At 30.5% G+C, this 11,874-nt stretch carries 10 protein-coding genes and 1 pseudogene; 5 read left to right on the top strand and 6 right to left on the bottom strand.

Features of this window, described 5'->3' with window-relative positions; all coding sequences use genetic code 11:
• From eno to QNK89_RS02095, 3 genes and pseudogenes are all read left to right on the top strand, one after another.
• Positions 1-432: pseudogene (gene eno / locus QNK89_RS02085) on the top strand (phosphopyruvate hydratase); the annotation flags it as partial.
• Between the two features lie 174 nt (positions 433-606).
• Positions 607-1,893, top strand: coding sequence for a citrate synthase (locus tag QNK89_RS02090; protein WP_340169315.1), 1,287 nt, complete (start codon positions 607-609; stop codon positions 1,891-1,893).
• Between the two features lie 62 nt (positions 1,894-1,955).
• Positions 1,956-2,870 (top strand): arginine deiminase family protein, encoded by a 915-nt coding sequence (locus QNK89_RS02095; protein ID WP_340169316.1) that lies wholly within the window; start codon positions 1,956-1,958, stop codon positions 2,868-2,870.
• A gap of 160 nt (positions 2,871-3,030) precedes the next feature.
• On the opposite strand, the gene QNK89_RS02100 is transcribed toward QNK89_RS02095, so the two are convergent.
• From QNK89_RS02100 to QNK89_RS02125, 6 genes are all read right to left on the bottom strand, one after another.
• Positions 3,031-3,840: a hypothetical protein gene (locus tag QNK89_RS02100; RefSeq protein ID WP_340169317.1), complete on the bottom strand. Its 810-nt coding sequence runs from the start codon at positions 3,838-3,840 to the stop codon at positions 3,031-3,033.
• A gap of 311 nt (positions 3,841-4,151) precedes the next feature.
• Positions 4,152-5,081 carry a T9SS type A sorting domain-containing protein gene (locus tag QNK89_RS02105; protein WP_340169318.1) on the bottom strand — a complete coding sequence of 310 codons (930 nt, stop codon included), beginning with the start codon at positions 5,079-5,081 and terminating at the stop codon, positions 4,152-4,154.
• Positions 5,050-5,262, bottom strand: coding sequence for a hypothetical protein (locus QNK89_RS02110; protein ID WP_340169319.1), 213 nt, complete (start codon positions 5,260-5,262; stop codon positions 5,050-5,052). Before QNK89_RS02110 ends, QNK89_RS02105 begins: the two co-directional genes overlap by 32 nt.
• Positions 5,263-5,425: 163 nt before the next feature.
• Complete coding sequence (locus tag QNK89_RS02115; protein ID WP_340169320.1) at positions 5,426-7,663, bottom strand: TonB-dependent receptor plug domain-containing protein; 2,238 nt, start codon at positions 7,661-7,663, stop codon at positions 5,426-5,428.
• A gap of 52 nt (positions 7,664-7,715) precedes the next feature.
• A complete protein-coding gene (locus QNK89_RS02120; protein WP_340169321.1) occupies positions 7,716-8,612 on the bottom strand; it encodes a FecR family protein in 897 nt (298 codons plus the stop codon).
• Between the two features lie 73 nt (positions 8,613-8,685).
• Positions 8,686-9,201, bottom strand: coding sequence for a sigma-70 family RNA polymerase sigma factor (locus QNK89_RS02125; RefSeq protein ID WP_340169322.1), 516 nt, complete (start codon positions 9,199-9,201; stop codon positions 8,686-8,688).
• Between the two features lie 379 nt (positions 9,202-9,580).
• Between QNK89_RS02125 and ffh the strand changes: the two genes are divergently transcribed.
• Both ffh and QNK89_RS02135 read left to right on the top strand, forming a co-directional pair.
• Positions 9,581-10,909 (top strand): signal recognition particle protein, encoded by a 1,329-nt coding sequence (gene ffh, locus QNK89_RS02130; protein WP_340169323.1) that lies wholly within the window; start codon positions 9,581-9,583, stop codon positions 10,907-10,909.
• Between the two features lie 57 nt (positions 10,910-10,966).
• Positions 10,967-11,848: a bifunctional 5,10-methylenetetrahydrofolate dehydrogenase/5,10-methenyltetrahydrofolate cyclohydrolase gene (locus QNK89_RS02135; RefSeq protein WP_340169324.1), complete on the top strand. Its 882-nt coding sequence runs from the start codon at positions 10,967-10,969 to the stop codon at positions 11,846-11,848.
• The last annotated feature ends 26 nt before the right edge of the window (positions 11,849-11,874 follow it).

Here is an 11,874-nt window from a genome sequence, read left to right on the forward strand (position 1 = left end):
ATTGAAGATGGTATGGATGAAAACGATTGGGATGGATGGAAATACTTAACAGAACAAATTGGTGATAAGGTTCAATTAGTTGGAGACGATTTATATGTAACAAATGTTGAGCGTCTTTCAAAAGGAATAAAAAATAACATAGCTAACTCGATTTTAATTAAAGTAAACCAAATAGGTACTTTAACAGAAACCATTGCAGCTGTAAACATGGCACATAATGCAGGTTACACCTCTGTAATGTCTCATAGATCTGGTGAAACTGAAGATAATACTATTGCAGATTTAGCTGTAGCGTTAAATTGTGGACAAATAAAAACAGGTTCTGCCTCACGTAGTGATCGTATGGCAAAATACAATCAGCTTTTACGTATTGAGGAAGAATTAGGAGAAGTAGCATATTATCCTAAAATGAATGCATTTAAAATAGGTTAATCACTTCACTTAAATATTATATTAAAGGCCTTTCAGTACTATTCTGGTAGGCTTTTTTACTTTTATAACTTATATCAATATCGTAATTGTTAAATCCTTGTAAAGAAGCATTAAAAATCGCAACATGTTTTGTAATTTAGCATCAAGCAAAAAACAAGTAAAATCAATAATAATATGTCAAAAACTGCTACGTTAGAAATAGACGGAAAAAAGCACGAGTTTCCTTTAATAGTAGGAACAGAAAATGAAGTTGCAATAGATATAAAAGCATTAAGAGCTTCAACATGTGGTGTAACAACCATAGATCCAGGATATAAAAATACAGGAGCATGTGAAAGTGCAATTACTTTCCTTAATGGAGAAGAAGGTATTTTAAGATACAGAGGTTATTCTATAGAAGAGCTAGCAGAAAAGGCAGATTTCCTAGAAGTGGCTTATTTGTTAATTTTTGGTGAATTACCAACTCAACAACAATTAGATAAATTTAATTCAGATATTAAAGCACAATCTGTTGTAGATGATGATATTAAAAAAATAATTGATGCTTTTCCTAAATCGGCACATCCAATGGGAGTTTTGTCGTCTTTAACAAGTGCATTAACCGCTTTTAATCCCTCTTCAGTAGATGTAGATTCTGAAGAAGAGATGTACAAAACCGTTTGTAAAATAATGGGTAAATTTCCAGTACTTGTTGCTTGGACAATGCGTAAGAAAAAAGGATTGCCATTAAATTACGGAGATAATTCTTTAGGTTATGTAGAAAACATATTAAAAATGATGTTCTCTAAGCCAAACGAAGAGTATAAACAAAACGATATTCTAGTAAATGCTTTAGATAAATTATTAATATTACATGCAGATCACGAGCAAAACTGTTCTACTTCTACTGTAAGAATTGTAGGTTCTGCACATACAGGATTATTTGCATCTATATCTTCAGGTATTTCTGCACTTTGGGGACCATTACATGGTGGTGCAAACCAAGCGGTTCTAGAAATGCTAGAAGCAATTAAAGAAGATGGAGGCGATACTAATAAATTTATGGCTAAAGCTAAGGATAAACAAGATCCTTTTCGTTTAATGGGCTTTGGACATAGAGTATATAAAAACTTCGATCCTAGAGCAAAAATTATTAAGTTAGCAGCAGATGAAGTGTTGGCAGATTTAGGTGTAGAAGATCCAGTACTAGATATTGCAAAAGAATTATCTTCTGAAGCATTAAGTGATGACTATTTTGTAAACCGTAAATTATATCCAAATGTAGATTTCTACTCTGGTATTATATACAGAGCAATGGGAATTCCTTTAGAAATGTTTACAGTTATGTTTGCACTAGGTCGCTTACCAGGATGGATAGCACAATGGAAAGAAATGCGTCAGCGTAAAGAACCAATTGGTCGTCCAAGACAAATTTATATTGGAGAAAACCACAGATTATTTAAAAGTGTTGAAAAAAGATAATATTAAATAATTATATATAAAGCTTCATAAGAAATTATGAAGCTTTTTTCTATATTACAAACATGTTAAAATTAAATATAAAAAACGAAACTTCACGCTTAAGAGCTGTTGTTTTAGGAACAGCAAAAAGTAATGGTCCAACACCTAAGTTGGAAGAAGTCTACGATCCAAAATCTGCCGAGCATATAAAAGCTGGAACTTATCCAATAGAAGCAGATATGCTTAAAGAAATGGAAGCTGTTGCCAATGTTTTTAAAAAGTATAACGTAACTGTTTATAGACCAGAATTAATAGAAAATTGTAATCAAATTTTTGCTAGAGATATTGCTTTTGTAATTGACGACGTTTTAGTTAAAGCTAATATTTTGCCAGAAAGAGAAGAGGAGTTAGAGGCCATACAATATGTTATAGATCAAGTTAATCCTGAGAAAGTTATACATCCACCAGAAGCTGTACACATAGAAGGAGGAGACGTTATGTTATGGAACGACTATATTTTTATTGGTACCTATAGAGAAGACGATTATGCAGATTATATTGTTGCTAGAACCAATATTGAAGGCGTAGCATTTCTAGAAAAAACCTTTCCACATAAAAAAGTGAAGTCTTTTAACCTAAGAAAATCACAAACCAATCCAAAAGACAATGCATTGCATTTAGATTGTTGTTTTCAGCCTATTGGAACTAACAAAGCGATTTTACACAAAGAAGGTTTTCTTGAAGAAGAAGAGTATAAATGGTTGTTAAACTACTTCGGAAAAGACAATTGCTTCATTATTACTAAAGATGAAATGTATAACATGAATAGTAACATATTCTCAATTTCTGAAACTGTTATTATTACTGAACAAAACTTTACACGTTTAAACTCTTGGTTACGCGAAAAAGGCTTTACAGTTGAAGAAGTACCTTATGCTGAAATTTCTAAACAAGAAGGTTTGCTAAGATGCAGTACGATGCCATTAATTAGGGATTAGATTTTACGAGATTCGTTTAACGTTTGTATAAGAATAGTAGCCGACCTAGGAACTCGAATTCTTCAAGTTGCAACTATATTTCATAAAAGTTACAATGCTCATATTTATACTATTTCGGCTATTATTTTTATACTTTGTTATGGGCTTTTTTATTTTTACACTATTTTAGAATATAATTATAGGTCCTTCTTTTATCTTCTTTCATTATAGTAATTTGATTATTATCAATATTTATAATTTTATACACTTCATTATCATAAGTTACATTAATAAATAAGCCCTCAATCTTATAATCTGAAATGTCAATTTCTTTATCTTTACCATTTATCACTGTCGGTGTTTTCTTATTAAAAGGCATTTTAATAATTTCTGATAGTTTATAAATAGATTTCTTATCAATCATTTTCTTAAAATTCTTAATATTAACTGTTCTATTAGAATATGCAACACCTGTCAATATTACTTCTGCTGTATTTGAACCACCTGTCCAAGCATTATATCTCGCTCCTTCAGTATGGTCACTAGATAAATAAACAACATTTGCCCCAATCATAGCTGCACGTATTTTTATTTTCCTTAATGCTTTATTTTTAATTTTATTAAGATTTGACAATGTAGATCCAGCCTTAACTTTTGAAGAAACATCACCTAATTTATACAATCCATCTACTTCATCATCTACATTTGACGTTAAAACCTTTTCCCAATCTTCCCATCCATTAACTTTTTGAAAACTCGAACTTTCAGCAAAAATTTCCTCACGACCTGACGAATAAAGAATTTTTGTAATCATATTTTTATTAATGGAAATAAGAATATCTTCATTTGGATAAGAATATTTTATATTTTCATCTGCAACTTCCTTAATCTTGCACGCTATCTTTTTATTGTGCGTATAAATGGTATCCCTTGTTTGTGAAAAAACAGGATTAAGAAATAAAACTAATGTGATAAGAATAATAATTTTCATTTTTTTTAAGATTTGTGTTTATAATTAATTTGCTTTAATTGTGACTAACGTCAAATTTTATTGTTGATTTTTAATATTCAATTTTTGACTAGGCCTGTTCCTTTTTTGCGTTTTCTAAAGAAATTAATCTTTATTTTGTGTTGTGGGGAATTGCCCATAACGGTTACGTATATGAAGAGTAGCAGATTTATATATACTATTTTTTAGTTTATAAACAAAAATAACAAAAATAATAGAAATAAACTAAACTTTAAGTTTATCTCGTAACTGCTATTTTTTATATACTATGTTAGCAAACGTTATTTGTTAGTTTATTTTTTCATGGACTTAATTGTATTCCCATTTTTAAATTTTAAAAAGAAAATTCCATTATTTAGATTTTGTATGTCTATTTTCTCATTATTTGATACAATACCAGAGTTAATCTCTGCACCTAAGACATTATAAATTTTGTAACTTTCATTTTTATTAATTCCTGAGATTATAATAAATTTAGACGAAGGGTTTGGGTAAATTGAAATATCATTATTACCAAACTGATTTTCTTGTACACTTAATATTGAATTTTGTAAATTAGGTCTAATGATATATGATACGTTAAAATTAAAGTTTTCGTTATTACTCCATGTACCATTTGGGCTTGCAGGCCAATTTATCCAAGTAGTACCAGGCGTAAATATATCTGTTGTTGTAGCTATAGAGATGCTGCTTGTACCTTCCTCAATTGCAATAAGATATTGGCTAGGGCTTAAACTATACGCACCACCTGAAATATTTGCTGTATATCTTTGATTAATACCGCTTATTATTACAGTTTCTGTTTGAGCAATAATAGAATTTGGAATCCCCGAAACCATATTCCATATTGTTACGTAAGTAGTAGTTCCATTTAAGGATTCATCATCATTTACTATTTCAAATGTAACGGATTCTATATCTTGCATAACTAAAATATCAAATTCTTGCCCTAATTGAGCAGAAGTACCTGCTCCAACTCCTAAAGAACCAGTCACTGTATTATCATCTCTTGCATATATGCCAGAAGTTACTTCTAGAATAGACGAAATTTCATTATCAGAAGGGTCAGCATCTATTTCGTCTAAAGTTAAATTATAATCAGTAGTATAGGTGTATGTGACTGTTGGAGTATATCCTGTAAAAGTTATAGGTACATTTACACCATTTAATATGTTTTGCGGGCTACTAGATTCAGTATAAACAACAGAAGAAGAAGAATTCATAACAGATAACTGTTAAAACCACATTAGTAGATTCTAAAGTACCAATATTCTCTATAGTAGCACCAGTAGCCATAACTGAAATTTGACTTAATGGTATTATTGTATATTGATCTTGCATTGTAGACGCGTTAGTAATTGCTAAATCATTTTGGTTATGCATTTTAGTTATAGCAAATAACATAAATATTGATAAAGTTAGTAAGTTGTAATTTTTTTCATTTGTTTAATAATTTAATGGTTAATCTTGGTTTTAATGTTTGCTAATGGGTCGATATGAAAACGTTTTAATGTTTTATATCTAATGTTAAACGAAGTTAGCTTAAAATTTTGAAAAAGTCAAGTCGCTAAAAAACTACTTTAAAGCTTAAATTAGGTGTAAAGCCAAGAGATTTATTATCAATTCTAGAGATAGAATTATCTTCGTTTAAAATGTAATAACTGTTAAGTGTGTTCTTACGGTTTAATACATTCCAAACCGAAAAGCCTAATTCTGCTTTTGTGTTTTTAGCTAAATTAAAATTATAAGTTCCAGAGAAATCGGTTCTAAAATAATCGTTTAGATTTGTGTTGTTTGCAGTGTCGTATTTTATAGCATTATCAAAAACGGGTTGTTGCGCATTAGGTGTTGTGGTAGGTCTTCCAGAATTCCAATTAAAGCCAAGTGCTAGTTTTAAATTATTAAGTGTGTAAGTTCCTGCAAAAGTAAGCGCATGAGAAATTTCAGTGTTACTAACAAAATCCTCAGCGTTGTTTAATGTAGGAAAATTATAATCATTATTACTTATAGAGTAACTTAACCATGTGCTTATGGTATTAAATTGTTTGTTTATTAAGAAATCTACACCTCTAGTTTTGTAGCCACCAATAGCATTAATGTTTTGGTATTGGTTTTGAAAACCTTGACTTCTTGTAGTAATACCTTCAACATTTTTTACAAAGGCTTCTGCGCTAACCAAAAGTTTATTTTTGTTGTAATGTAAACCAATAGATGCTTGTTTACTTTCCGTAATAGGAAGTGTTGTATTGTTAGCCAATACCCAACGTCGTTTTTCTATACCTAAAAAATCATTTTGTCTGTCTATAACTTGAGTTGTAACCTGGCTTTTAAACTCGCCTAATAATTCAACTTTAAGATGCTTAAATACTTTATGGTTAACACTTAAACGAGGTTCTAGTAACAAAACATTAAATGGTTTGTAATAATTACTTCTATTGCCAATTTTTAAATGTGTTTTATTGTTATAGGAAGAAAAAGCAAATTCGCTAAATGTAGCATGAGTTTCTACTGTGTGTTTGTTTTTATTTATAATATCTGGATTACTAATTTCTTCTAGATTTGTAATACCTACTTTAGAGTATTGATAACCATTGGTCCACCGTAAACGCTCATTAAAATCTAATTTAATTTGTACTGTAATACCATTATCTAATACTTTGTTGTTTTGTGTTAAGCGTTGGTTGGTTTCGGTATTAAAATTAGTAGCATCTAATTTATAATCCGAAATGTTTAACTTAACCTCTGTGCTTAAAAAGTTACTCCATTGTCTGCTATAATTTAATCCAGCAGCAAGATTTCTTTGTGTGATACCACTCTTTAATGTAGTAGTAGCATTGTTTTCTAAATAGTCTAATGTGTTAAAAATAGTTGTAAAACTAAACCTTAATTTGTCTTTTGTAGAGAGGTCGTGAAGTAGCTTTGCGCTAACATCGTAAAAATAAAAGGTTTCGTTAGATGTTGAGTTTAAACTGCTTTCTGATGTGTTGTTAATATTAGAATCTTGAAATATTCTATCAAAATACTGTTGGTATGTTGGTGTGTTTAAAGCATCTGTAATAGAGCGTCTTGCAGATAATTGCAATTCCATATTACCTTGTAGTTTAATTTTTGTGTAAGCATCTGCTTGTATTAAGTTTAAACCAATACCAGCTGTGTTATTGTTATTTAAATCATCATCAAGACGCATATCTATGGTACTAGAAATTCCATCTCCATAAAGTGCACTTGTGCCATTTTTTGAAACAACCACATTAGAAATTAAATTCGGGTTAAAAGCAGATATTAATCCGAAAAAATGACCAGATTGATACATTTTTATACCATCCCAAAGTATTAAATTTTGATCGTGTGTTCCGCCTCTTATGTTTAAATTAGAAACAGTCTCGTCTACACTTAAAACACCAGGTAATGCTTGTAAGGTTTGTAATACATCTGGTTCTATTAAACCAGGAAGAATACCAAACTCGTCAGGTTTTATAACTATTTCTCCAGTTTTGGTTTTAGAAATACCAGTAGTTAAGTAGCTTATAAGCTGGACTTCTTCAAGCGCTTCAATTGGTCTATTTACTTTTCTACTTGGTGAAATGGCAACAAAACGACTATTTATAATTTTAAAATTTAAATTGGTGTTTGTTCTAAGGTATGTTATGGCATCATTGTATGAAAGTATAATGGAAGGTTCCACTATATCAACCTCTTCAATAGTTTTGTCTGCGAAGGTAAACCTTATATCGAAACGTATTTCTAAAGCTTTTAAAACTTTTATAAGCGGAAGCCTTTCTGTTTTAAAAGTTTGAGAATTCACACTAAAAAAACAAAAGGAAAAGAGAGTAATTAAAAGTGTTAACGTAATGTTTTTACTCACGCTGTAGCGATATCTTGTTGTTGTTTTTAGTATACTTTAAGTTTAGCGGAAATGTAATAGCTTGTAAAGCTACTTCTATATTGTTATGCGAAAAACTACCTGTAAACAACTGGTTTGTATCTATATTATCAACGCTAAAAGTAACATTGTATTGTCTTTCAAATTCTGAAATTACTTGAGTATAAGGCATACTTGTAAAATCAGTTTCATTATTAATCCAATACGGACTCGTTTCTACTGCTTTTGGTTTTTCTATTACAATATTATTTAAAAGCAAAAAGTTTTCGCCAGGCTTTAAAATGTTTGTTTTATTGTTATGTTCTACTTTTACAGAACCTTCATAACAAATAACTTCAAAGAGGTCTTTTCTGTTTTTTACGTTAAATTCTGTACCTAAAACTGATATAGTTCCAGTATTAGTTTTTACAGAAAATTTAGAACCTTTTGCTACTTTAAAGTATGCTTCTCCGTTTAGATTTAGATCTCTATTATTTTCCCATTTACTCTTGTTGTACGTTAATGTTGATTTAGCATTTAGCACAACAAGTGACTGGTCTGGCAAAACAACATTTTCTTTTTGAGCAATTTCTGTATTTATATTAGTATTTAGAGTTGTAGTGTAATAAAAAAGGCTAAGGCTAATGGCTAGGATTGCAGCAACACGTAACAATGGTTTAAAGTAATTATTCCCTTTTTGTTTTCGTGTTTTTAAGGCAAAATTAAGGCTCTCAAGTTCAAAACTTATGTCTATGTTTTCTGGCTTAAAAAGCATAGTATTATGAGATAAACGAACTAAATCTGTATAATCTTTAAGCTGTTTAAAAGCTTCAAGATCTTCCGAATTTAATTCGTTATCTAACCATTTCTTTATTAATACTTTTCTTTTCATTTTATATGTAATCAACTATATAACAACACTATTGTATAAACTCCTACCTTGATATTGTTTTTTTTTAAAATAACTATAATTCATCAATGTCTAAACGTAGTTTTTTTAGGGCTCCATAAATTCGTTTTTCTACAGCTTTGGTGCTAATCCCTAAAAGCTCTGCAATCTCCTTGTGTTTTTTTCCTTCAATTCTGTTCATTAAAAAAGCAACACGTTGCGCATCAGTTAAATTGGTCAACGCTGTTTGTAATTTGTCCATATATTGTTTTTCCTCTAGTACAAACTCAGGAGTTTCGTTTGTATGATGCTTTTGTTTTATTTGTTGGTATTTTAAAACTACTTTTTGGTGTTTAACTTCATTCAGCATTAAATTGTTACCAATTGTAAATAAAAAGCTTTTAGCTTTTTCTGGTGTTACTTTTTTACAATTCTCCCAAAGCTTAATAAATGCCTCTTGCATTTTGTCTTTTGGGTCCAAACGCTCACCAAACTTATAGTAAAGGAAGTTATGCAAATGTTGAGAATGCTTTTTAAATAGCGCATTAAATAAGTTCTCTTCGCAAATATTATTGTGTAATTTTTTTGGCATTTTATTTATTAATGGTTCTAAATATAAAAAAAACAAATATAGTGTTATGGATTTTTAAAAGTAAATTGTTTTAATATAGAATAAAGTAATTATAATAATTCAAGAACGCTTAGAATACGTGGTTTAGAGAATTTTTTAAACTAGTAGCGTTTTTTTTTATTAATCGATTACAATTTATTTGTATTATAAAGTAATGTCATAGTTACTTTTTTTAGTTGGTTATTTATTTAAAAGAGCTGTGATTTTTGATAGCTCTTTTTTTGCTTTAATATTATGTTCATTGAAGCTTTATAAATACACTTCAAATTCTTAAATTTGTCAATCTTAAAAACGAGTCAGGCTGTAAAACACAAACTGATTACTGAATACAATAAAGAATATGTTTAATAATTTAAGTGAAAAGTTAGATAAAGCGCTACACGTACTAAAAGGTTATGGAAGCATAACAGAAGTTAATGTTGCCGAGACTTTAAAAGAAGTTCGTCGCGCACTTTTAGATGCCGATGTTAACTTTAAAATTGCTAAAGATTTTACCAATAGAGTAAAAGAAAAAGCACTAGGTTCAGATGTTTTAACAACATTACAACCTGGACAATTAATGGTTAAAATCGTTAAAGACGAGTTAACCGAGTTAATGGGTGGAGATGCAGCAGGAATTAATTTATCTGGTGCTCCAACTGTAATTTTAATGTCTGGTTTACAAGGTTCAGGTAAAACAACATTTTCTGGTAAATTAGCAAATTTTTTAAAAACTAAGAAAACAAAAAAACCTTTATTGGTTGCTTGTGATGTTTATAGACCAGCAGCCGTAGATCAATTACACGTAGTAGGAGGTCAAATAAACGTTGATGTTTATAGCGATAAAGGGAATACTAATCCAGTTGCTATAGCACAAGCAGGTATTGCTTATGCTAAAGAAAATGGACATAATGTAGTTATTATTGATACAGCAGGTCGTTTAGCTGTAGATGAAGCGATGATGAGCGAGATATCTAACATTCATACAGCTATCCAGCCACAAGAAACGTTGTTTGTAGTAGATTCGATGACAGGTCAAGATGCTGTAAATACAGCAAAAGCTTTTAACGATGTTTTAAATTTTGATGGTGTAATTCTTACCAAATTAGATGGTGATACACGTGGTGGAGCAGCAATTTCTATTAAATCTGTAGTTAACAAACCAATTAAATTTATTGGTACAGGTGAGAAAATGGAAGCGATAGATATTTTCTATCCTTCTCGTATGGCAGATCGTATTCTTGGAATGGGAGATGTTGTGTCTTTAGTAGAAAGAGCCCAAGAGCAATTTGACGAAGAAGAAGCAAGAAAACTTCAGAAGAAAATAGCAAAAAACCGATTCGGGTTTGATGATTTCTTAAAACAGATTCAGCAAATTAAGAAAATGGGTAACATGAAAGATCTTGTAGGCATGATTCCTGGAGCTGGAAAAATGATGAAAGATGTAGATATAGACGATGATGCATTTAAACACATCGAAGCAATTATTCATTCTATGACAGTTCAAGAACGTACAAACCCATCTTTAATAAACGCAAGTAGAAAAAAGCGTATTGGTAAAGGATCTGGTACATCTGTAACTCAGGTAAACCAATTGCTAAAACAGTTCGACCAAATGTCTAAAATGATGAAAATGATGCAAGGTGGAAAAGGAAAAGCAATGATGAATGCAATGAAAAACATGAGGTAAATCATGTTTTTTTATTTAAAATAAGATAATTAATACCTCAAATTAAAATACTGCAATATGACAATACTTGACGGTAAAAAAGTAAGTAACGATATTAAAAACGAAATCAAGGCTGAAGTTGATAAAATGAAAGCTAACAACGAGAAAGTGCCGCATTTAGCAGCAGTAATCGTTGGTAACGATGGCGCAAGTTTAACTTATGTAGGTAGTAAAGTTCGTGCTTGCGAACGTGTAGGTTTCGAGTCTACAATGGTACGTTTGTCTAACACAACAAGTGAGGTAGAATTATTAGACAAAATCGAGGAATTAAATAATAATGATGCTATAGATGGTTTTATAATTCAGCTACCATTGCCAGATCAAATAGACACTCAAAAAGTATTAATGGCTGTCAACCCAGATAAAGATGTTGATGGTTTCCATCCCATGAATTTTGGAAAAATGGCGTTAGATATGTCAACTTTTATTCCAGCAACACCATTTGGTATTTTAGAACTTTTAGATAGATACAATGTAGACTCTAAAGGAAAGCACACAGTAGTAATAGGACGTTCTCATATAGTTGGTAGACCAATGAGTATATTAATGGGTAGAAAAGGATTTCCTGGCAACTCTACAGTAACTTTAACGCATAGTCATACCAAGAATATAACACAAATAACGTCTCAAGCAGATATTATTATTTCGGCATTAGGTGTTCCTAACTTTTTAAAAGCAGAAATGGTAAAAGACGATGCTGTTATTATAGATGTTGGTATTACACGTGTTCCAGATGAAACACATCCAAAAGGTTATGTTATTACAGGAGACGTAGATTTTGAAAACGTGAGTAAAAAAGCTAGCTTTATTACTCCAGTTCCAGGAGGAGTAGGACCAATGACTATTGCCATGTTACTTAAAAACACTTTGCTAGCTAGAGAAAGACACAGAGCTTTGTAATTACAATTTGTATATTGCATCGTGAT

Origin of the sequence: Lacinutrix sp., from assembly GCF_037625555.1 — a bacterium.
Classification (GTDB): Bacteria; Bacteroidota; Bacteroidia; order Flavobacteriales; family Flavobacteriaceae; genus Lacinutrix.